General features: G+C 73.6%; 15 protein-coding genes and 1 other RNA gene. 3 read left to right on the plus strand and 13 right to left on the minus strand.

Annotated elements, in window-relative coordinates:
- Positions 1–238 precede the first annotated feature (238 nt).
- The 4 genes from ACIRFH_RS21430 to ACIRFH_RS21445 form a co-directional block, all read right to left on the minus strand.
- Positions 239–1,636, minus strand: a complete 1,398-nt coding sequence (locus ACIRFH_RS21430; RefSeq protein WP_403522995.1) for an acyltransferase — start codon at positions 1,634–1,636, stop codon at positions 239–241.
- The gene (locus tag ACIRFH_RS21435) at positions 1,633–3,831 is read right to left on the minus strand and encodes a glycosyltransferase (protein WP_403522998.1); all 2,199 of its coding nucleotides are present in this window, start codon (positions 3,829–3,831) and stop codon (positions 1,633–1,635) included. Before ACIRFH_RS21435 ends, ACIRFH_RS21430 begins: the two co-directional genes overlap by 4 nt.
- On the minus strand, positions 3,831–5,174 hold the full coding sequence (locus tag ACIRFH_RS21440; protein ID WP_403523001.1) for a hypothetical protein: 1,344 nt from the start codon (positions 5,172–5,174) through the stop codon (positions 3,831–3,833). Before ACIRFH_RS21440 ends, ACIRFH_RS21435 begins: the two co-directional genes overlap by 1 nt.
- A 160-nt stretch (positions 5,175–5,334) precedes the next feature.
- On the minus strand, positions 5,335–6,303 hold the full coding sequence (locus ACIRFH_RS21445; protein ID WP_403523004.1) for a LysR family transcriptional regulator: 969 nt from the start codon (positions 6,301–6,303) through the stop codon (positions 5,335–5,337).
- Positions 6,304–6,386: 83 nt separating this feature from the next.
- On the opposite strand from ACIRFH_RS21445, the gene ACIRFH_RS21450 reads away from it, so the two are divergent.
- Positions 6,387–7,703 (plus strand): MFS transporter, encoded by a 1,317-nt coding sequence (locus tag ACIRFH_RS21450; protein WP_403523007.1) that lies wholly within the window; start codon positions 6,387–6,389, stop codon positions 7,701–7,703.
- A gap of 48 nt (positions 7,704–7,751) precedes the next feature.
- On the opposite strand, the gene ssrA is transcribed toward ACIRFH_RS21450, so the two are convergent.
- From ssrA to ftsE, 5 genes are all read right to left on the minus strand, one after another.
- Positions 7,752–8,152: a transfer-messenger RNA gene (gene ssrA, locus ACIRFH_RS21455) on the minus strand.
- A gap of 107 nt (positions 8,153–8,259) precedes the next feature.
- A complete protein-coding gene (smpB, locus tag ACIRFH_RS21460) occupies positions 8,260–8,739 on the minus strand; it encodes an SsrA-binding protein SmpB (RefSeq protein WP_403523010.1) in 480 nt (159 codons plus the stop codon).
- An 85-nt stretch (positions 8,740–8,824) separates the two neighbouring features.
- Entirely contained in the window at positions 8,825–9,997 is a 1,173-nt protein-coding gene (locus ACIRFH_RS21465; protein ID WP_403523013.1) for a S41 family peptidase, read from the minus strand.
- A 68-nt stretch (positions 9,998–10,065) separates the two neighbouring features.
- Positions 10,066–10,983 (minus strand): permease-like cell division protein FtsX, encoded by a 918-nt coding sequence (gene ftsX / locus ACIRFH_RS21470; RefSeq protein ID WP_403523016.1) that lies wholly within the window; start codon positions 10,981–10,983, stop codon positions 10,066–10,068.
- Positions 10,984–11,029: 46 nt separating this feature from the next.
- Positions 11,030–11,719, minus strand: a complete 690-nt coding sequence (gene ftsE, locus ACIRFH_RS21475) for a cell division ATP-binding protein FtsE (RefSeq protein WP_071377746.1) — start codon at positions 11,717–11,719, stop codon at positions 11,030–11,032.
- 226 nt (positions 11,720–11,945) lie between these two features.
- Here ftsE and ACIRFH_RS21480 point away from each other — a divergent pair, with 226 nt between their 5' ends.
- On the plus strand, positions 11,946–12,137 hold the full coding sequence (locus ACIRFH_RS21480; protein ID WP_403523019.1) for a hypothetical protein: 192 nt from the start codon (positions 11,946–11,948) through the stop codon (positions 12,135–12,137).
- An 82-nt stretch (positions 12,138–12,219) separates the two neighbouring features.
- On the opposite strand, the gene ACIRFH_RS21485 is transcribed toward ACIRFH_RS21480, so the two are convergent.
- The 4 genes from ACIRFH_RS21485 to ACIRFH_RS21500 form a co-directional block, all read right to left on the minus strand.
- Positions 12,220–12,963, minus strand: a complete 744-nt coding sequence (locus ACIRFH_RS21485; RefSeq protein ID WP_403523022.1) for an LPXTG cell wall anchor domain-containing protein — start codon at positions 12,961–12,963, stop codon at positions 12,220–12,222.
- Positions 12,964–13,275: 312 nt separating this feature from the next.
- Positions 13,276–14,382, minus strand: a complete 1,107-nt coding sequence (gene prfB, locus ACIRFH_RS21490) for a peptide chain release factor 2 (RefSeq protein WP_403523025.1) — start codon at positions 14,380–14,382, stop codon at positions 13,276–13,278.
- Between the two features lie 67 nt (positions 14,383–14,449).
- On the minus strand, positions 14,450–15,694 hold the full coding sequence (locus tag ACIRFH_RS21495; protein WP_403523027.1) for a serine/threonine-protein kinase: 1,245 nt from the start codon (positions 15,692–15,694) through the stop codon (positions 14,450–14,452).
- Positions 15,695–15,825: 131 nt separating this feature from the next.
- A complete protein-coding gene (locus ACIRFH_RS21500) occupies positions 15,826–17,529 on the minus strand; it encodes a serine/threonine-protein kinase (RefSeq protein WP_403523030.1) in 1,704 nt (567 codons plus the stop codon).
- 432 nt (positions 17,530–17,961) lie between these two features.
- Between ACIRFH_RS21500 and ACIRFH_RS21505 the strand changes: the two genes are divergently transcribed.
- Positions 17,962–21,513: an FHA domain-containing protein gene (locus ACIRFH_RS21505; RefSeq protein ID WP_403523033.1), complete on the plus strand. Its 3,552-nt coding sequence runs from the start codon at positions 17,962–17,964 to the stop codon at positions 21,511–21,513.
- Positions 21,514–21,781: the final 268 nt, after the last annotated feature.

A 21,781-nucleotide genomic window follows, 5' to 3' on the forward strand; every position in this document is an offset into this window, starting at 1 on the left:
GCCCCTTCACCCCGGTAGCCGCCCGCTGCCTGGTAGTCACTGGGTCCGCCCGGTGTGCCGCCAGTCGACGGGAGCGTTCGTCCCACTCAGCGAGGGCTGCTGAGCCGGCCCGGCGTGCAGGCGAGGCGCCGGTGCGCCTCCCGCACGCCGGGGGCTGCTCGGCCGACCGCAGGGACCGCTTACTCGGGTCGTGGAAGCACGGCACCGGCGAAGAAGCGGGCGGCCCCACGGCCGCTCGTCAGCCCCGGTGCCCCGCCCCGGCCGACGCCCGCTTCCCGGCGGAGCGCTTCGTGCCGTTCGGCCACAGCCTCGGCTTCCGCTTCGCCGCCAGGTCCTCGATCCAGCCGACGGCGAGGACCATCAGGCCGATCAGGGGCCAGACGAGGGCGAACATCCACAGCGTGTACGCGCTGGAGAGGGCGTCCGACGCCCGCTCGCTCTGCATGAACGGCAGCCGGTACAGCAGGTCGATGATCGGCACCGTCAGCATGATCAGGAGGTTGTGCCAGAGGTAGATGGTGACGGCACGGTTGTTGGAGAGGGTCACCAGCCTGTCCCACTTGGCGAGCCGCCCCGGGAGTTCCTGCCAGGACGGGGAGTACTGGAGCAGGATGACGACGAAGCCGAACGACCAGGTGGCCTGGGCCAGCGGGATGTCGTTGAGGTCCCAGCCGTCGGGTCCCAGGTGGCCCGAGGCCCACCACAGGCCGAAGGCCATCACCAGGGCCGCCCCGGAGACGGCGACATAGCGCGGGATCCGCTTCAGCAGGCCCTCGTTGTGCGCGAAGCCGAGCACCCAGCAGCCGCCGTAGACCGCGAAGTCGGTGACGGCGTTGCCCGTCTCGCCGGGGATCTTCACCAGGCCCGTGCCGACGATCGCCGTCAGCCCCAGCGGGGCGAGCATCGTCGGCCAGGGGGCGCGGCGGAACGCCCACAGCAGCAGCGGGGAGGCGATGACGAACCACAGGTAGGCGCGCAGGTACCACAGCGGTCCCGCGGCCTGCACCGCCCAGGTGTCCTCCAGCAGGCCCGAGGGGGAGCCGCTGTGCCAGGGGTAGGGCGGGGCGCCGATCGGGATGATGTAGTTGACCAGCGAGAGCAGGCCCCAGACGCCGCCGTGGTCCGGGTCCTTGGACGGGTTCCAGCCGCTCGCGAACATCATCGCCAGCGCGACCACGCCGAACGCCCACATGGGCGGCAGGAGGCGACGGACGCGGCTGCGGATCACGCTCAGCGCCGGGCGCTTCAGCGAACGCGCCATCAGCGATCCGGCGAGCGCGAACATCACGCCCATCGACGGGAACAGCACCGACAGCCAGGCCCAGCCGAAGAGGTGGTACACCACGACGCGGACCAGGGCGATGGAGCGCAGCAGGTCGAGGTACCGGTCGCGGCCCGGCTTCTTGGGGGCCGGGGCGGCCGGCGGCTCGGCGACGGCCTCGGGCGCGGGCTCCGTCGTGCGCTGCTGCGGGACGGCGTAGGGCGCCCCCGGGGCGCCGCTTCGGTCCTCCGCGTACGGGGTGCCGCTCCAGTCCCCCGTCTGCGGGGTCGCGAACGGGTCCGTCCCGTACGGGGTGCCGTAGGGGCCGGCCGGTTCCGGGTTCGTCCCGGTACCGGCCGTGTATCCGTGGGTCATGCCACGGGCCTCCGATCATTGCCGCTGCGCGATCGCTGGCTCGGGACCGAGCCGCCCGGGGCCTCGACGACGCCGGTGCGGCGCAGCTTCTGCCAGCGCAGGCGGCCGCCGGTGAGCGCGGTGATCCAGGACTGGAGCAGCACGACGTACATGAGCTGGCGGTAGAGGATCTGCTGCAGGGGCAGCGAGATCAGATGGGTCATGCGTTCGCGGTCGAGGCGGAAGGCGTACGCCGCGCAGACCGCCTGGAGGAGCAGGACGCCCAGCCAGGCCATGATCGTCTTCTGCGTCGGGCCGAAGACGATGCCGTACAGCAGGAAGATGTCGATCAGCGGGGCCAGGAGCGGGGCCAGGACCATGAACAGGGAGACGAAGGGCAGGCCGACGCGGCCGAAGCGGCCCGAGGGGCCCCGTTCGATCACGGCGCGGCGGTGCTTCCAGATGGCCTGCATCGTGCCGTAGGACCAGCGGTAGCGCTGGGACCACAGCTGCTGGACGGTCTCGGGGGCCTCGGTCCAGGCGCGGGCGTTCTCGGCGTAGACGACGCGCCAGCCGGCGCGGTGCAGCGCCATGGTGACGTCGGTGTCCTCGGCGAGGGTGTCCTCGCTCATGCCGCCGATCGGCGCCAGCGCCGAGCGCCGGAAGGCACCCACCGCGCCCGGGATGGTCGGCATGCAGCCCAGGATGTCGTACATGCGGCGGTCCAGGTTGAAGCCCATCACGTACTCGATGTGCTGCCAGGCGCCGATGAGGCTGTCCTTGTTGCCGACCTTCGCGTTGCCGGCGACGGCGCCGACCTTCGGGTCGCCGAAGGGCTGGACGAGTTCGCGGACGGTGGACGGTTCGAAGACCGTGTCGCCGTCCATCATGACGACGATGTCGTGACTGGCGTTCGCCAGGCCCCGGTTGAGCGCGGCGGGCTTGCCCGCGTTCAGCTGGCGGATCACCCGGACATTGGGCAGGCCCATCGCCTCGACGATCCGGGCCGTGCCGTCACTGGAGCCGTCGTCGACGACGATGACCTCGACCGGGTGGTCGCTGGCCATGAGGGAACGGACGGTGTTCTCGATGCACTTGGCCTCGTTGTACGCCGGCACCAGCACCGTCACCGGTTCGGTGATCGGCGGGCCCCAGCGGAAGTTCTTGCGGCGGACCCGGCGGGCGTGCACGCCGGACAGCAGCAGCATCAGCACGAAGCGGCCGATGACCAGGGTGCCGATGATCGCGAGGCCCACCACCAGGCCGTCGGTGAGCTTCTCCGAGGCCTGGACCAGCCAGACCCAGGCCTTGCCCTTCCACAGGTCGACGCCGCTCACCGGGCTCATCGCGCTGGGCGCGTTCAGGGCCTCGGTGAGGTTGTCGAACTCGTAGCCCTGCTTCTTCAGGTCGGGCAGGAACTTGTCCAGGGCCTGCACGGTCTGGTGGCGGTCGCCGCCGGAGTCGTGCATCAGGACGATGGCGCCCTTGCCGCCGTGCGGGGTGGCGCGGCGGATGATCTCGTGGACGCCGGGCTTCTTCCAGTCCTCACTGTCGGTGTTGTTGACGACGGTGATGTAGCCGCGGGAGCCGATGTACTGGGTGACCGGCCAGGACTTGTCGTCCATGGCGTCGGCGTAGGAGGAGTACGGCGGGCGGAAGAGCGAGGTGCGCACGCCGGCCGCGCCGGTGATCGCCAGCTGGTTCTGCGACAGCTCCCAGTCGATGCGCTTCTTGGACTGGAAGGAGAGGTCGGGGTGGTTGAAGGTGTGCAGGCCGACCTCGTGGCCCTCGTCGACCATGCGCTTGACGAGGTCCGGGTAGCGGGAGGCCATGGTGCCGGTGACGAAGAAGACCGCGTGGGCGTCGTGCTTCTTCAGCACGTCCAGCACCCTCGGCGTCCACTCCGGGTCCGGGCCGTCGTCGAAGGTGAGGACCAGGCGGTGGTCGGGCACGCGCAGGCTGTTGATCTGGCCGCCGCGGGTGTCGATGACCGGGCCGCCCTCGAGGATCTCCTTGGGAACCTGGTCGGTGGCGGCGGGCGGCTGGACGCGGTGGTCGGCGAGGATCTCGCTGTGCACGTAGCCGCGCAGCATGAGCATCGCCACCAGGGCGACGAGGACGAGCAGCGGCAGCAGCAGGCGCAAGGGCAGGCGGCGGCGCCGGGCGCCGTCACGGGCGCCGCGGGCGGCGCCGTGACGGCGGGTGCGGGAGGCCATCAGAGGGTGTACTCCGGGGACAGGGAAAGGGACGTGGAGGTGTCGGCCGGTGCGGTGGCGACGGCGGGCGTGGCAGCGGTTCCGCCGTCCACGGGGGTCGTGTCGCTCGCGCCGTTCACGACGGTGCCGCCGCCGGGGTCGGTCGTGGTGCCGCCGTCCGTGGGCGTGGTCGGTTCGACCGGGGTCTCGCCGCCGCCCGCCGGGAGCGACGGCTCCGTGGTGCCGACGGGCGGCTGCTGGGTCGTCGCCGACGGGCCGGGCTTGGCCGTGCCGCCTCCGCCGCCCGGCTTCGGCCCGGCCTCGGTCGCGGTCGACGAGGGCGCGGGGTCGGCGCTGCCGCCCGGCTGCTTCGCGGTGGCGGAGGTGCCCGGCCTGGGAGCGTCGGCGCCGGGGGCCGTCGTCACGCCGGCGCCGGCCGAGGGGCTGGTCCGCGGGGCGGCGCTGCCGCTCGCGGAGGGCAGCGCGGGCTGGGAGGGCAGCGGGGTGGTGTCGACCTGGCCGGCCGGCTTGCCCTGTTCCTGACCCGGTACGGGCAGCCAGGGGGCGTTGGAGTTGCCGGACAGGAGTGTGGCGACGATGACGACGGCGTAGACCGCGCAGGCACCGCCGACGGCGATGCCGATGCGGCGGAAGCGGCGGCTGCGGCGGCCCGACTCGTCGACGAACACCGGTCCGTCGGAGCCGTCGGAGGCGGGGTGCTTCCCGGGCCCGCTCGTGGCCCTGCTCAGGACGCCGTTGCCGATCTGCACGGCGTCCAGCTGGACCGTCACCTCGTGCGGGTCGTGGGCGTGCTCGGTTCCGCCGGCCGTGGGGCCGTCCTTCGTGCCGGGCGCGTCCGCGTCCAGGGCGCCCGGTGTCTCCTGCCAGGGGTCGCGGAGCACCGCGGTGGCGGGGCCGGGCTCGGGGAAGGCGCGGGTCAGGGCCGCCTGGGCGGCCGTCGGCAGGACTTCCGTCCGGTCGGTGTCCCCGTCCCCGTACGGCGCGTCCCCGGGCCGGGGCTCCGGGCCCCGGCCTGTTCGCTTCGGACCTATTCGGTCCTGACCTATTCGGTCCTGACCTATTCGGTCCTGACCTATTCGGTTCGGGCGCACCGCGCCGCCGAAGAGGTCGACGCCCGCCTGGGGGCGCAGGACCTCCGTCGCGGCGGCGTCCGTGGTTCCGTCGAACGGCCCGGGCCCGCCGGTCGCCTTCGCGGGCGCCGGAGACGCCGCGACGCCCGGGAGGGCGTCGGCCGCAGGAAGCACCTGGGTGGCGTCCTGCCGCGGCTCCGGCTTCACGGGATCACGACCACCGGCCGTGGCGTCGGGCCACTCCGGTTGGGCGTCTTTTTGCCAATCACTCACGCGCACGCACTTCCCCCCAAGGGACAGTTCTGGGTGCGCATACGACTCCGAGCACCCGTCGGCCGAACCGGCCCCCACCAGGTTCGAGCGCCCCCTGTACCACACCGTCTCAAGCCAAGAATGTAGCGCACGCGGGGGACGTGTGGTTGCCACGTGGCGGTTAATGGACGGACATCACAGCGGCGTCACTGGCCGGAATCCACGCTCCGGCGGGCGGCTGGAGCCATCTGTTTTCGGCCGCGACCTGGGCGGCGGCCCGGCGCAGCGCGTCAAAAGCCGGATGCACCAGCCCCTTTCGCCAGACGAGGGAGACCGGCGACAGCGGGACGGGGTCGACGAGCGGACGCACCACGGTCGAGGCCATGGCCGGAAAGCTCACGACGGCGAGGACCGGGTTGCGCGCCTTGTCCATGATCCGCTGGAACTCCTCGTCCCCGACGGCCAGCGGAAGGGGCGGCGCCACCTCGATGCCGCGCCCCTCGAACAGCCGGTGTCCCAGGTCGGTCCACTCCGGTGTCCGCGGATTGCCGGCCCCGGCGTACACGGTCTCGCCCGCCAGTGCGGCGAGCGGCACCTCGGGCAGGGGGGCCAGGGGGTGGTCCTCGGGCAGGACGACCGCCATGGGCTCGTAGCGGACCGGCTGATGGCCGAGACCCGTCCGCAGCGCCGGGGGCAGGCCCGCGAACCGGCCGAACGAGGCGTCGAGCCGGCCGGCGAGCAGCTCGGCGGCGGCGCCGGTCAGCCCGCTCTCGTAGCGGGCCATGAGCTCCAGTTCGGGGGCGAGCCGACGGGCCCGCTCCAGGACCAGGCGCCCGGTGACCAGCCCGGGCGAGTTGAGGTCCACCAGCAGCGGGCGGGCCTGCCCGAAGGCGGCGAGGAGGTCGTCCTGCGCCTGGAGCACACGACGGGCGTACGGCAGCAGCCGCTCGCCGTCGGCCGTCGGCGTCACCTGCCGGGTGGACCGGACGAACAGTTCGGTGCCCAGCTCGCGCTCCAGGCGCCGCACGTCACGGCTGAGCGCCTGCTGGGCGACGTACAGGCGGGCCGCGGCACGGGTGAAGTGCAGCTCCTCGGCGACGGTGACGAAGGCGCGCAGGAGGCGTGGGTCGAGGTGGGCCGGTGCGGGCATCCGGCGAATTTACAACGGGAGTGCGTGAATGCACACGGAGAAGGTGTTGGACCCCGTGACCGGCCGCGGGCGACGGTGGCCGCATGCCGCGACCGACTCCCGGGCCCTCCCGCCCGCAGGCCCCCCTGCTCACCGTCACCGCCGACGCCCTCGTCGCCGCCGACTTCCGGCCGCGCACGCCGCGCAGGCCGCCGGGCCCGTACCGGCGTCTGCTGTCCGTGCCCGGGGCCCGCGCGTTCACGGCCGGGAACCTGATCGCCCGGCTGCCGATGGGCATGCTCAGCGTCAGTGCCGTCGTGATGATCGCCGGCACGCGTGGCTCGTACGCCCTCGCCGGTGCCGTCACCGCGACCGGGCTGGCGGCGACCGCGCTGGTCGCGCCGTGGACCGCGCGCCTCGTGGACCGGCACGGCCAGGCCCGGGTGGCGGTTCCGGCGACGCTGTTCGCGGCGCTCGGCTCCCTCGCCCTGGTGCTGTGCGTGCGCACCGGGGCCCCGGACTGGACCCTGTTCGCCGCGTACGCCGCCACGGCCACGACGCCCAACACCGGTGGCATGGCCCGCGCCCGCTGGGCCCACCTGCTGCGGGGCGACGTCGACGCCCTGCACACGGCGAACTCCTTCGAGCAGGCCACGGACGAGCTGTGCTACATGCTGGGGCCGGTCCTCGCGGCGTTCCTGTGCACGGCGCTGTTCCCGGAGGCGGGCACGCTGGTCGGTGTGGTCCTGCTGGTGACCGGCATCCTGCTGTTCGCCGCCCAGCGCGCGACGGAACCGCCGGCCCGGCCGCGTCCCACGGCGAAGGCGCCCTTCCGCGCGCCCGGCATTCCACCGTTGCTGGTGATGTGCCTGGCGACGGGCGCGGTGTTCGGTGCGATGGAGGTCGTCACGATCGCGTTCGCGGACGCGCGGGGGCACCGTTCGGCGGCCGGTGCGGTGCTGGCGCTCCAGGCGGCCGGTTCCTGCGCGGCGGGCCTGCTGTACGGCGCGCTGAAGCCGTCCGGACCGGCCGAGGTACGCCTGCCGTGGTGCGTGGCCGCGATGACGGCCCTGCTGACGCTGCCCCTGCTCGCCGCGTCCCTCACCGGCTCGCTGCCGCTGCTGGCGCTCACCCTGCTGGCCGCCGGGATGGCGACGGCCCCGACGATGGTCACGACGATGACGCTGGTCCAGCGCCGTACCCCCGAGGGCCGCCTGAACGAGGGCATGACCCTCGCGGTGACCGGTCTGCTCGGCGGCATCGCCTGCGGCAGCGCGGCCGGCGGCTGGACGGTGGAGCACGTGTCGCCCACGGCGGGCTACGGCGTGCCGGTCGCCGCCGCCGCGCTCGCCCTGGTGCCGGCCCTGCTGCCCCTCCTCCGACGGTCCCGCCCGGCCCGTCCGGCCGGCGTCCGGGCATGACGAAGGCCCCGCCGCTCGGGAGCGACGGGGCCTCGGCCCACATGGGAACTGTGGAGATGGCGGGAATCGAACCCGCGTCCAACGGTGCGGAAACAGGGCTTCTCCGTGTGCAGTCCGCTGCGATTTTCTCGGCCCCGGAGATCACGCGGACAAGTCTCCGACGGGCTCAGTCACTGTGTGGTTTCCCTTTTCACCCCGTGACCGGGATCAAGGTTTAGTCCCCTAGCTGATGCCAGGATCCGGGTCGGGAACAGCCCCGGGCTGACACTCCCTTGAGTAGGAGGCTCGCTTCGCTACCTGAGATCAGGCAGCGAGGGCGAAGGCCTGCTGGGAGGAATCGCGCTTGGAGTTGGCGATTATTTTTTTCGGCCTGTGGTTTACGAGATCATGGCCGCTTCCTCGACACGCTTCCCCTGTTTCGACAGCCGCTGTCGAAACCGATCATCCCCATGTTGATTTTTCAAACCCCTCCGGAGAGGGGGGCTCGCACCCGCTGTGAGGTGCGGATGCCATCGTACGTGACCAACACGCACCCGTGCCAGCCTATTCCCGGGGGTCAGGCCCGCTGCTTGCGGCGGATCGCGGAGATCGTCCGCTCCGCCTCGCGCCGGTCCTGCTTCTCGCGCAGGGTCTGCCGCTTGTCGTACTCCTTCTTGCCGCGCGCCAGCGCGATCTCGACCTTGGCGCGGCCGTCCTTGAAGTACAGCGCCAGGGGCACGATCGTGTGCCCGGTCTCCTGGGACTTCGACTCCAGCTTGTCGATCTCCAGGCGGTGCAGCAGCAGCTTCCGCTTGCGGCGGGCGCTGTGGTTGGTCCAGGTGCCCTGGCTGTACTCCGGCACGTGCACGTTGTGCAGCCAGGCCTCGTGTCCGTCCAGCTGCACGAAGCCGTCGACCAGCGACGCCCGCCCCTGGCGCAGCGACTTCACCTCGGTCCCGGTGAGGACCAGGCCGGCCTCGTAGGTGTCGAGGATCTGGTAGTCGTGCCGCGCCTTCTTGTTCTGCGCGATCAGCTTGCGCCCTTTTTCCTTAGCCATAGTGCCGCCCATTTTGGCACTACGGAGGGGGTCCGCGGGTAGCCGATTTACGCGGGGCGGGGCCGGGGCGGGCCCGGAGCGGCGCCTACCGGCCCAGTCCGCTGAGCACGGTCCGCGCCCGTTCCAGCGCGGCCGGGTCCGTCGGGTCGACGTCCAGGTCGGGCGTGATGCCCCTGCCGTCGACACCGCGGCCGGAGGGGGTGCGGTAGTGCCCGACGGTCAGTTCGGCGACCGAGCCGCCGGGGAGCCGGCTCGGCATCTGCACCGAGCCCTTGCCGAAGGTGCGGGAGCCGACGACGACCGCCCGGCCGCGGTCCTGCAGGGCGCCGGTGAGGAGTTCGGCCGCGCTCATGGTGCCGCCGTCGACGAGCGCGACCAGGGGTCTGGCGGTGTCGCCGCCGGGTTCGGCGTGCAGGGCCCGCTGGTCGCCGTCGACGTCGTAGGTGGCGACGAGGCCGCCGTCGAGGAAGGCGGAGGCTGCGGTGACGGCCTCGCCGACCAGCCCGCCGGAGTTGCCGCGCAGGTCGAGGACGACGCCGGCGCCGGACGGCACCCGTTCCACGGCCTCGCGCACCTGCCGTCCGACGCCCTTGGTGAAGGAGGCGACCTTGACGACGGTGACGCCGTGGGCGAGCGTGCGGACGGCCACGGGGTCCGTGGACAGCCTGGCCCGGCGGACGGTCTCGGTCCACGCCCGCGTGCCGCGCTCCAGGCCGAGCCGGACGGCGGTGCCGACGGGGTCCTCCTCGGCGTCGCCGCGCAGCATCGAGACGACCTCGGTGACCGGGCGTCCGTCGACCCGTTCGCCGTCGACGCTGCGCAGCCGGTCGCCCGCGCGGATCCCGGCATCGGCGGCGGGCGACCCGGAGCGCACCCCGGTCACCTCGATGCGGCCGTCGCGCTCGCGGCGCGCGGAGAGCCCGACGCCGGTGTACTGGCCGTCGAGGGCCTCCTCCAACTCCTCGTACTCGCCCCGGGAGTAGACGGCGCCCCAGCGGTCCCCGCTGCGGCTGACGGCGCGTTCGGCGGCCTCCACCGGGGACTCGCCGTCGGCCATCGCCTCGGCCGCCGCGCGGGCCACGTCCTCGTGGTGCCCGACGGGTGTGGCCGAACGGGCCTGGTCCGACGGTGACTTCCGGTCGGCCTCGGGGAACGAGCCGGTGGCCGCCCCGGTGACGAGTACGCTCGCGAACACCAAGGTCAGGGCGGCCCCGTGACGTGCGCGGCGGGGCTGACAGAACCGGTCACGACCTGACATGCCGGTGAGTCTAGGACAACGCGAGAGGGCCGGACGGCCGCTCGGCCGCCCGGCCCTCTTGGCATGTGTCACACCTTCAGATACTTGCGCAACGCGAAGAACGCGGCCAACGCGGGCATCAGCAGACCGATGGCCAGGATGAGCGGAAGCTTCGCCAGCAGAGGGCCCCAGCCGATGAAGTCGATCAGGGCCAGCTTGTCGGCCAACGCGAATCCGTGGTCGATGATGAAGTACCGCGTGGCCACCAGGAAGCCGCAGGCGACCGCGCCGCCGATCAGCCCGGCGACCGCCGCCTCCATGATGAACGGCGCCTGGATGTAGAAGCCCGAGGCGCCGACCAGCCGCATGATGCCGGTCTCGCGCCGCCGGCTGAACGCCGAGACGCGCACCGTGTTGACGATCAGCATCAGCGCGACGACCAGCATCAGCGCCATCACCGCGCGCGCGGCCCACTTCATGCCGTTGAGCAGCCCGAAGAGGTTGTCCAGGGTCCCCCGCTGGTCCGCGACGGACTGCACACCGCCCCGGCCGTTGAAGGCGGTCGCGATGACCTGGTACTTCTCCGCGTCCTTCAGCTTGATCCGGTACGACTCCTGCAACTGGTCCGGCGTGAGCGAGCTGGCCAGCGGCGAGTCGCCGAACTGCTCCTTGTAGTGCTTGTACGCCTCGTCCTGCGACTCGTACGTGACCTTGTCGACGACCGCCATCTCCTTGAGGTCGGCCAGGATCTGCTTCTTCTGGTCCTCGGTCACCGCGCCCTTGGCGCAGGCGGGGTCGGTCTTCGCGTCGCTCTTGTTGCAGAGGTAGATCGTGACGTTGACCTTGTCGTACCAGTAGTCCTTCATGGAGTTGACCTGGTCGCTCATCAGCAGCGTGCCGCCGAACAGGGCCAGGGACAGGGCGACGGAGACGATGACCGCGAAGGTCATGGTCAGGTTGCGGCGGAGACCGACGCCGATCTCCGAGAGCACGAACTGGGCGCGCATGGCGAGTGGTTGGGCCTTTCCGTGGATGCCGGTGCGGTCTGCGGTCTCAGTGCTGGTAGCCGTAGACGCCGCGCGCCTGGTCGCGGACGAGGCGGCCCTTCTCCAGCTCGATGACGCGCTTGCGCATCTGGTCCACGATGTTCTGGTCGTGCGTGGCCATGATCACGGTGGTGCCCGTCCGGTTGATGCGGTCGAGCAGCTTCATGATGCCGACGGAGGTCTGCGGGTCGAGGTTGCCGGTGGGCTCGTCGGCGATCAGCAGCTTGGGCCGGTTGACGAAGGCGCGCGCGATGGCGACGCGCTGCTGCTCACCGCCGGACAGCTCGCCCGGCCTGCGGTCCTCCTTGCCGCCGAGCCCGACGAGGTCGAGCACCTGCGGCACGGACTTGCGGATCTCGCCGCGGGACTTGCCGATGACCTCCTGCGCGAAGGCCACGTTCTCGGCGACCGTCTTGTTCGGCAGCAGGCGGAAGTCCTGGAACACCGTCCCCAGCTGGCGCCGCATCTGCGGCACCTTCCAGTTGGACAGGCGCGCGAGGTCCTTGCCGAGGACGTGCACCTGGCCGTGGCTGCACCGCTCCTCGCGGAGGATCAGCCGCAGGAAGGTGGACTTTCCGGAGCCGGAGGACCCCACGAGGAAGACGAACTCGCCCTTCTCGACCTCCAGGGAGACATCCCTGAGGGCTGGGTGGTTCTGCTTGGGGTAGACCTTGGAGACGTTGTCGAATCGGATCACGGATGCACCACGGGTCGCCGGGGGTAGATGAGCGTGACCATACGCGAACCGGGGAGCCGCCCGCAGTCGCCGGTCGGGGTTGAGCGGTAGTTGCACGTTTTGTCCCGGCCGCCGTCCGACGGGGACCGCGCGCAGGGGTTGCCGGAACCTGGCACAGTGGAAGAGGAACGTTCACGGTGCCGTGGGCGTTGTGGTGAGTGAACCGGTGGCAAGGAGGGCGAGGCGCATGACGTACGACCGGTTGGTGTGCGCGAACTGCGCGGCGCCCGTGAGCGAGGGCCGGTGCCCGGTGTGCCGGGCGAACCGCGAGCGGCTGCAGCAGGACAGTTTCCTCTCGGGGCTGAATCCGATGGCGCTGATCGCCCTGCTGGCGGTCCTGGTGGCGGCGGTGGCGCTGCTGGCCCACCAGACGGTGTAGAGCCCGGCGAAGACATGACAGGGGCCCGGAGCGGTTGCGCTCCGGGCCCCTGTGTGCGCTGTGCGCAGGCGTGCGGTTACCGTCAGGCGGCGGCGCCGCCGCGGCCGCCCGCCAGACGCGGGAGCACGCGGAAGCCGATGCCGCCGGCGATCATCGTGGCGGCGCCGATCAGCAGGAACGTGGTCTCCGCCGCACCGGTCTCGGCGAGCTCCTTGCCGTTGCCCTGGGCAGCGGTGCCGGAGGAGGCCTGAGCCGCCTCACCGGTGTCGGTCAGGGCCGAGGTGCCCTGGTTCTGGACGGCGGCGTTGGAGCCGCCGTCGGGCTTGGCGTTGCTGCCACCGCCATTGCCGCCGCCGCCATTGCCGCCGCCGTTGCCGCTACCGGGGGCCTCGGTGGGGTCGGTGGACGGGGTCGACGGCTCGCCGCCGGGGTTCTCACCGCCCGGGTTCTCACCACCGGGGTTCTCACCGCCCGGGTTCTCACCGCCCGGGTTCTCACCACCGGGGTTCTCACCGCCCGGGTTCTCACCACCGGGGTTCTCACCACCGGGGTTCTCACCACCGGGGTTCTCACCGCCCGGGTTCTCACCGCCCGGGTTCTCACCGCCCGGGTTCTCACCACCGGGGTTCTCACCGCCCGGGTTCTCACCGCCCGGGTTCTCACCGCCCGGGTTCCCGCCGTCGTCCTCGCAGTCCGGAGTGACGACGATGTCGCAGAGGGGACCGTCGTCGGCCTGGGCGACACCCGTCACCATCAGAGAGGCACCCGCAGCGACCACAGCGCCGGCTGCGATGCGTGCGACGCGGATCCGCGTCTTCTTCGTCATGTGTGTGCTACCCCCAGTAGCTGAATCGTCAGTGAGGCTGCGCGCGAGGCCGTGATCGACGGAGGTGGCTGTCACACAGAAAAATCCCCCGGTTCACATGCGCCCCAGAAATACGCATGCCGCGCCTCACCCTTACGAATGTTCAAAGCAACGTCAAGGCCGTTGCGCACGCGATGTCCCGGTAAGGAACGTATGCCGGACACAAAGGGTGTGAGTGTGATGTAAAACCCGGACATCGCCGACGAAGAAAAGGCAACCGCCGCCCGTGAGGCGGCAGTTGCCTTGTCGACAAAGCGTTATCGGCGCCGTGCGCTACTTCTCCCGCTGCTTGCGCCAGCGAATTCCGGCCTCCAGGAAGCCGTCGATCTCGCCGTTGAACACGGCCTCGGGGTTGCCCACCTCGTGCTCGGTGCGCAGGTCCTTGACCATCTGGTAGGGGTGCAGCACGTACGAACGCATCTGGTTGCCCCAGGAGTTGCCGCCGTCGCCCTTGAGGGCGTCCATCTTGGCCTGCTCCTCCTGGCGGCGCCGCTCCAGCAGCTTGGCCTGGAGGACGTTCATCGCCGTGGCCTTGTTCTGGATCTGGGAGCGCTCGTTCTGGCAGGAGACGACGATGCCGGTGGGGAGGTGGGTGAGGCGCACCGCCGAGTCGGTGGTGTTGACGCCCTGGCCGCCCGGGCCGGAGGACCGGTAGACGTCCACCCGCAGCTCGGACTCGTCGATCTCGATGTGGTCGGTCTGCTCGACCACGGGCAGGACCTCGACGCCCGCGAAGGAGGTCTGGCGGCGGCCCTGGTTGTCGAAGGGCGAGATGCGCACCAGGCGGTGGGTGCCCTGCTCGACGGAGAGGGTGCCGTAGGCGTACGGCACCTGCACGGCGAAGGTGGTCGACTTGATGCCGGCCTCCTCGGCGTACGACGTCTCGTAGACCTCGGTCTTGTAGCCGTGCTGCTCGGCCCAGCGCAGGTACATGCGCTGGAGCTTCTCCGCGAAGTCGGCGGCGTCCACGCCACCGGCCTCGGCACGGATGTTGACGAGGGCCTCGCGCGCGTCGTACTCGCCCGAGAGCAGCGTGCGGACCTCCATCTCGTCCAGCGCCTTCTTCACGGCCGTGAGCTCGGACTCGGCCTCCGCGCGGGTGTCGGGGTCGTCCTCCTCCTCGGCCATCTCGAAGAGCACGGCGAGATCGTCGATCCGGCCGCGCAGGGTCTCGGCCTTCCGCACCTCGGCCTGGAGGTGCGAGAGCTTGCTGGTGATCTTCTGCGCCGCCTCCGGGTCGTCCCAGAGGGAGGGCGCGGCCGCCTGCTCCTCGAGCACGGCGATGTCTGCCCTCAGCTTGTCGAGGTCCAGGACGGCCTCGATCGACTCCATGGTCGAGGAGAGGGACTTCAGCTCTTCGGATACATCGACGACTGCCACGCATCCAGCGTAACGGCTCCGCCCGGCGGTCCACGCCGGACCGTGGCGGGCGGCGGCGTGCCCGGCCTCACGGAGAGGCCGGTGCCGAGTTCCGCGTGTCCTGGGGGCCCGCGTCGCCCTCGTCACCGTTCGTGGCCAGCCAGGTACCGACGCCGATCGCCGCGACCAGGGCGACCGTGCCCGCGCCCAGTGCGAGCCGGCGGCGCCGTGCGGCGGCGCGGTTGCGGGCCGAGCCGGGGCGGGGGGCGCCGGAGGCGCGCGGGGCGCGGGCGGTGCCGCGGGCGCCGCCGGCCAGCTCGTCGGGGGCCGGTACGCGCATCGAGGTGTGCGTGTCGCGGTTGGAGTCGGCCGGCTTCGCGCCCGGCACCAGCGGCACCGCTCCCCGGCGCCGGACCGGCTGCCCGGCGGGCGCGGGCGACGCGGGGGCCTCCTCGGGCGCGTCCTCCTCGTCGTCCGCGCCGGGCTCGTCCACGTCCAGGGGCGCCATCCCGGCCAGCATCGGCAGCAGCTCGCGCAGCCGGGCGCCCAGCTCGGAGGCGCGCAGCCGGGAGGCCGGGGCCTTGGCCAGGCACTGCACGAGCAGCTGCCACAGCTCGTCGGGGATGCCGGGGAGGGGGACGACCGTCTCGGTGACGTGGCGGCGCAGGACCGCGCCGGGGTGGCCGCCGCCGAAGGGCGTGAAGCCGGCGAGCAGCTCGTACAGGACCGTGGCCAGGGCGTAGATGTCGACCGAGGCCCGCGGCGGCAGGCCCTCGACGATCTCCGGGGCCAGGTAGTCGGGGGTGCCGATGATCTTCGTGGCGCGGGTGCGCCGGGGGGTGTCGATCAGCTTTGCCACGCCGAAGTCGGTCAGCAGCGCGGGGTGCGAGCCGCCGGGGCCGAGGGGGCCCTGCATGTCCAGCAGCACGTTCTCGGGCTTGACGTCGCGGTGCACGACCCCGGCGGCGTGCGCGGCGGCCAGGCCGTCGGCGACGTCGGCGACGATGGCCACGGCGGCCTCGGGGGCCAGGCGCCGCTCCCGGTCGAGGCGGGTGCGCAGGTCCGTGCCCCGGACGAGGTCCATGACGAGCGCGAGGTCGTTGCCGTCGACCACCAGGTCGCGCACGGAGACGACGTGCGGGTGCTCCAGGCCGAGCAGGGCGGTGCGCTCCTGGACGAACCGCGAGACGAGTTCCTGGTCGGACGCCAGGTCCTCGCGCAGCAGCTTGATCGCGACGGGACCCTCGGGTCCCTCGCCCAGCCACACCGTGCCGGCGCTGCCCCGCCCGAGGATCTGGTGGGCGGTGTACCGGCTGCCGATCTTCCGTGCCAAGACTGCTCCTACCGACGCGTGTTGCGCACAAAACTACGCGTCCGGGGAGCCGGCCTTCACAACGGAGGCGGAAATCACCCGCCGGTTGTCGACAAATCCCCAGAGTCGGGACCGCGCGGCCCGCCGGAGGGTCAGTTGCCGCCCGAGCCGCCCAGGTCCCCGATCCAGCCGGTCACGGTGCCGAACCAGTCGCTGAGCTGGTCCCAGTAGCCCTTGCCGGCGCCGATCCACTCCCGGAGCGGGCTCAGCTCCCAGACCAGCCAGCCGGCCACGAACAGGATGACGAGGGTGACCAGGCATCCCTTGAGGCAGCCGAGTCCGGGGATGCGCATCGGGTTGGCGTTGCGCTGCCTCGGCGGCCTGGGCTCCCGCCGGGGCGGCCGGGGCTCGGGCGCGGGCGGCGGGGCGTAGCGCTGGGGCGGCTGCGGCTGCTGAGGCTGTTGCGGCTGGGGGGTGGCGTACCGCTGCGGCTGGGGCTGCTGCGGGTAGCCGTAGCCCTGCTGCGGCGGCGGCTGGGGCCGGTGCTGCTGGGGGCGCGGCTGCTGCTGGGGGCGGGCGACCTGGCGCTGGGGGCGGCGGCGCAGCGGGTCCTCGTTCGGGTCGAGGTACTGCACCTGCGTCTGCTCGTTGCGGTCGCGGGCGGCGCGCAGCTGGTTCTGCCAGGGGTGCGGGTCCTCGGGCCCGCCGGGCTGTCCGTCCTGCCCCGGCCCGCCCGGCTGTCCCGGCGGCACCGGCGGCATGACGGCGGTCGGGTCGGCCGCGCCGCGGCTCGGCAGTACGGCGGTGGGGTCGGCGGCGCCCGCGGGGCCGCCGGTGTGCGGCAGGACGCTGGTCGCGCCGTTCGGGTCGTAGGCGCCGTTCGGGTTCTGCGGCAGGACCTGCGTCGGGTCGGCGGCACCGGGCGCACCGGGCACCGGGGCGGGCGCGGGGTCGGGCACGAGGAGCGCGCCGACGTTCTCGGCGGCGCCGATCTGGGCGCTGTTCGCGTGCACGCCGATGCCCTCGGCGACGACGCGCAGGCCGCGGGCGAGGTTCTCGGCGCTGGGGCGTTCGTCGGGGTTCTTGCGCAGGCAGCGTTCGATGACCGTCCACAGCGGGTCGGGGACGGTGGAGGGGCGGCGCGGCTCGGCGCTCAGGTGCTGGTGCAGCACCTCCAGGGCGGAGCTCCCGGAGAACGGCGGGCGGCCGGTGACCAGCTCGTACAGCAGGATGCCGGCGCCGTAGACGTCGACGGCGGAGGTCTGCGGGCGGCCCTCGGCGGACTCCGGCGCGACGTACGCGGGCGTGCCGACGAACTCGTGGGTGCGGGTGAGGCCGGGTGAGTCCGCGAGGCGCGCGATGCCGAAGTCGGTGAGCATCGGGTGCATCTCGTCGCCGGTCCGCTTCAGCAGGACGTTGGCCGGCTTCAGGTCGCGGTGGACGACGCCGTCGGCGTGGCTGGCGGCGAGCGCGTCGGCGATCTGGGCGGTGAGCAGCGCGGCGGCGACCGGGGTGAACGGCCCGTTCTCGCGCAGGTGGCGGTGCAGGTCGGGGCCGTCGACGAGGTCCATGACCAACGCCAGCAGCTCGCCCTCGACGACCAGGTCGCGGACCCGGACGATGTTGGGGTGGGTCAGCCGGAGCAGGACGGAGCGCTCCCGCAGGAAGCGCATCACGATGTCGGGGTCGCTCGCGAGCTCCTCCTTGAGGACCTTGATCGCGACGGTCTCGCCGGGCTGTCCGGCCACGGCCGCCTCGGCGCCCGCGGTCTCCCTCTGGCGGGCACGCCAGACGGTGCCCGTGGCACCGCGACCGAGGGGCTCCTCGAGGAGGTACTTGCTGCCTACCGGCCGCACGTCATGCGCTCCCTGTTGATTGCTGGCTGTTCCGACCCACTGTAGTGCCGCGGTGTGCGGCCCGGGCTGTCGTCGTCCTGCGGTTCCCATTGGTCCGCCGAGGCGTCTTGTGCTCCGCTTCCGGCGCGCGTTCGAAGGAAAGACGTTCCACCCGGTCCCTTGGTTGCCGGGGCCGGACGTGACCGATCTCAAGCGGTCACTCCCCGATCAGCGACAGGTCGTCCGTCAGGCATTTTTGCGGGCAGAGCCGACCAATCAAGATCATTTGACGGTGGGGGACGGGCACGTTGTCGGTGGCAGGTGCGAGGATGCCTCCAGTACTGGCCGACGTGCTCGTGTGGCGGTGGGGGAAGTCCGCGGTGGGGGACCGCGGAGAGCAGGCTTCGTCCCAAAGCGATCGCGGGCGCCCGCGCGAAGGGACCGCTGACGGCGATGCAGATCCGGCTGACCGTCGTAGATCCGCTGGGCCCGCACGTGTCCACGGGGGGCGGCGCGCACGCCGCGAGCTGCGACGTGCTGGTCACGGCCCCCGCCGGCACGGCCCTGGCCGCGGTCGCCTCCGCGCTGGCCTCGGCGGTCCCCGGCGGTGACGGCCAGGGCTCCGGCCAGGTGGTCCTGTACGCCGGCGCGCAGCGCCTCGACGCCCAGCGCAGCACCCTGGGCGAGCCCCCGCTGATCGACGGCGCCGTGCTCTGCCTGGGTGCCCCGGGCGAGGCCGACCCGCACACCGAGCCCGCCGACGTCCCGGCCCAGCTGCACGTGGTCGCCGGGCCCGACGCGGGCGGCGTCCACCTGCTGCACGGGGGCCAGATCCGGCTCGGCCGGTCCGCCGACGCGGACGTCGCGCTCGACGACCCGGACGTCTCCCGGATGCACTGCGCCGTGACCGTCGCCGCCGACGGCCGCGTCTCGGTCGCCGACCTCGGCTCGACCAACGGCACCACTCTGGACGGCACCCGCGTCGGCGAGCGTCCGGTGCGCTTCGCGCCGGGGGCGCTGCTGCGGATCGGCGAGTCGGCGCTGCGGCTGGTCCCGGCCTCCCCGGGGACCGGGATACGCGTGCCGACGACGCCGGACGGCGAGGGGCACGTGCGCGTGCCCGGCGCGGTGACCGGCGCCGGGGACCAGCCGGCCCGCGGGCGCGCGGGCGACGGGGCGGACGTCCCCGGCGAGCACACGCACCACGCCCGCGGCACGCTGGCGTACGGCACCGGCACCACGCCGGCCGGCCCGTCGCCGGTGCCCGGCCAGGGCGGCGCACCCCGCGTCGAGAGCCACGGCACCGGTTTCCCGGGGGACGTGTCGCGCCCGCTCCCCGGCGCGGCCGGGGCGGACGACACGCACGCCGGGGCTCCCGGGGCGGGAAGCGCGCCCGCGGGGCCGACCGGCGCGGGCTGGGGCTACGCGGGGGTGACCGGCGCGGACGGCGGCGGGCGCGGTGAGGCGTCCGGCGCGACGGGCCCGGCCCCGGCCGGCGCCCACGGGAGCGACGCGGCGGCCGGTGGCCGCAAGGGGACGCCGCTGCGCGGGACCGACGTACCGCAGGGCGTGCGCAGGCGCGGCGGGCTCGGCGCGTGGGCGCGGCGGCTGGCCGGCGGGCGCGGGGGCGCGCAGGACGCCGCCGGGCCCGATGCCTACGCCCACGACGAGGAGACCGCCGGTCCGGTGCGGGCGGCACCCGCCGTCGGTGCCTCCCCCGTGCCGGAGACGTGGCCGGACTCCGCCTCGCTGCTGCTGACGGCGCTGGGGCCGGGGCCGCGGCTGTGGGAGCGCGGACCGGGGCACCCCGAGGTGCTCGCCGTGCGTCTCGGCACGGCCGACCGGGTGGCGCCCGGCGCCGACGCACCGCTGCCCGCGGTCCCGGTGACCGTCGGGCTGCGCGAGGTCGGGGCGCTCGGTCTGGCGGGCCCGCGCGCGCGGCTCACCGGGCTGGCCCGCGCGGTGCTGGCCCAGCTCGCCGCGCTGCACTCCCCCGACCTGCTGGAGATCGTCCTGATCAGCGCGGACCGCTCCCGCCCGCTCGCGGAGCGGACCGCCGAGTGGTCGTGGCTGGGCTGGCTGCCGCAGGTCCGCCCGGGGCACGGCCAGGACTGCCGCCTGCTGCTCGCCTACGACCGCGACCAGGCCACGGCCCGCGCCCAGGAACTCCTGCGTCGCCTGGAGGACCATCTGACGGACACCCGGAACGGAACCCGGCCACCGGCCCCCGCCGGCACGATCCCCGCCCAGCCGACGGCTCCCGCCCAGGACCTGCGGCACGACGGCCCGCGCGGACACGGCGGCCCCGGCGGTCTCGACGGCCCGCGCGGACACGGCGGGCCGGACGCGCCGGACGGATCCGGGGCGGCCGCGGGGACCGCCCGGCGGCCCTCCTGGGCGCGGGCGGACGACGGGAGCGACCCGGCCGGCGGCTTCGCGGGGCCGTACACCGTGGTCGTCGTGGACGGCGACCCCGGCGGCTCCGACGTGCGCGAGGTGATGGCGCGGCTGGCCCTGGAGGGGCCCCGGGCCGGCATCCACGTCGTGTGTCTCGCCGAGACGGCCGCCGCCTCCCCGACCTCGCCGGTGGCCCAGACGTACGAGGCGGCCTGCACGGTGTCGCCGGTCTTCCGCGACTGCGGAGCCGTGGCGCTGCTCAGCGGCGACGTGGCGACGACGCTGCGGCTGCTGCGCGTCGCGCGCGGCGGATCGGCCCCGAGCGGCCCCGTCGGCCACGGCACCCTCGGCACGGTGGACGCCGTCTCCCCCGCCTGGGCGGAGCGGTTCGCCCGTGCCCTGGCGCCGCTGCGCACCGACGGCGGGGCGGGCGAGCGGCACGCGCGCGTGTCCGCGCCGTTGCCCCAGGCCGCCCGGCTCCTCGACGAGCTGGGCCTCGCCCGGGCCACCCCGGCGTCCCTGATGGCCCGCTGGGCGGACGCGGCCGACGACACGGAGGCCCTCGGGGGCCGCGCGCACGCCGTGCTGGGCGCCGGACCGCGCGGCCCGGTCGCCGTGGACCTCGCGGCCGAGGGACCGCACCTGCTGATCGAGGGCCCGCCCGGCAGCGGCCGTACGGAGCTGCTGCGGGCGCTCGTCGCCTCGCTCGCCTCCGCCGAACGCCCCGACCGGCTCGGCATCGTGCTGATGGACGGCCGGGACACCGTGTGCGCGGGCAACGGCCACGGCGAGGGCCTGCGCGTCTGCACGGACGTACCGCACGTCACCACGCACCTCACCGCCGACGACCCCGTGCGGATGCGGGAGTTCGCCCAGTCGCTGAGCGCCGAGCTCAAGCGGCGGGCCGAGCTGCTCGGACGGTCCGACTTCGCCGAGTGGCACACCGGGCGCGAGGTGTCGGGGCGGATGGTCAGCCAGCGCACGGCCACGGGCGGGACCGGGGCGGTGCCGGAGGCGGGGGACGTCGACTCGCCGCCCAGCTCCACGCTGCGGCTGCGGCCGGGCGCGGCCCGGCGCCGGGCGGGGGCGGTGCCGCCGCTGCCCCGGCTGGTGGTCGTCGTGGACGATCTCGACGCGCTCGTCACTCCCCCGCTCGGGTCGCCGGGGCGGCCCGCGGCGGGGTCGGTGATGCGGGCGCTGGAGGCGGTGGCGCGGGAGGGCGAGCGGCTCGGGGTGCACCTGGTGACGGCCGCCGGGCCGGGGGGCCGTACGGCCCAGACGGAGCCGGCCCGCCGGGCGGCGCTGCGCGTCGTGCTGGACGCGCCGGCGGCCGGGCCGGACGAACCGCTGCCGGGGCGGGGACGGCTGGTCTGGACGGACGGACGGAGCGTGGCGTTCCAGGCGGGCCGGGTGACGGGGCGGATCCCGCGTACGGCGACGCTGCGGCCCACCGTCGTGGCACTGGAGTGGCACCGGATGGGGGATCCGCCCACCCGGCGTCCCGTGCGGGAGTTGGGGAACGGGCCCACGGATCTGGCGCTGCTGGCCAGCGCGTTGGAGCGGGCGGCGCGGGAGGTCTCGGCGGCGGAGGTGCCGTCGCTGTTGTAATGCGGGGCGTTGCCGCTCGGGGGCGGTGCGTGGATCGGTCCTGCCTCTCGGGCCGGGCATACGGATCAGTCCTACCGCCCGGGGCAGGGCACACGGATCGGTCCTACCGCCCGGAGCCGAGCACGCGGACCAGTCCTACCGCCCGGGGCAGGGCACACGGATCGGTCCTACCGCCCGGAGCCGGGCACACGGATCGGTCCTACCGCCCGAGGCCGGGCACACGGATCGGTCCTACCGCCCGGAGCCGGGCACACGGATCGGTCCTACC

Origin of the sequence: Streptomyces sp. NPDC093586, assembly GCF_044764905.1 — a bacterium.
In the GTDB taxonomy this organism is placed as follows: domain Bacteria; phylum Actinomycetota; class Actinomycetes; order Streptomycetales; family Streptomycetaceae; genus Streptomyces.

Coding starts and splice junctions, on each gene's coding strand:
- ACIRFH_RS21465 (WP_403523013.1), bottom strand. CDS start 9,997: ATGTCAGGTCGTGACCGGTTCTGTCAGCCCCGCCGCGCACGTCACGGG.
- ftsX (WP_403523016.1), bottom strand. CDS start 10,983: ATGCGCGCCCAGTTCGTGCTCTCGGAGATCGGCGTCGGTCTCCGCCGC.
- ACIRFH_RS21450 (WP_403523007.1), top strand. CDS start 6,387: ATGCCGCGACCGACTCCCGGGCCCTCCCGCCCGCAGGCCCCCCTGCTC.
- ACIRFH_RS21485 (WP_403523022.1), bottom strand. CDS start 12,963: ATGACGAAGAAGACGCGGATCCGCGTCGCACGCATCGCAGCCGGCGCT.
- ACIRFH_RS21430 (WP_403522995.1), bottom strand. CDS start 1,636: ATGACCCACGGATACACGGCCGGTACCGGGACGAACCCGGAACCGGCC.
- ACIRFH_RS21480 (WP_403523019.1), top strand. CDS start 11,946: ATGACGTACGACCGGTTGGTGTGCGCGAACTGCGCGGCGCCCGTGAGC.
- ACIRFH_RS21505 (WP_403523033.1), top strand. CDS start 17,962: ATGCAGATCCGGCTGACCGTCGTAGATCCGCTGGGCCCGCACGTGTCC.
- ACIRFH_RS21445 (WP_403523004.1), bottom strand. CDS start 6,303: ATGCCCGCACCGGCCCACCTCGACCCACGCCTCCTGCGCGCCTTCGTC.
- ACIRFH_RS21435 (WP_403522998.1), bottom strand. CDS start 3,831: ATGGCCTCCCGCACCCGCCGTCACGGCGCCGCCCGCGGCGCCCGTGAC.
- smpB (WP_403523010.1), bottom strand. CDS start 8,739: ATGGCTAAGGAAAAAGGGCGCAAGCTGATCGCGCAGAACAAGAAGGCG.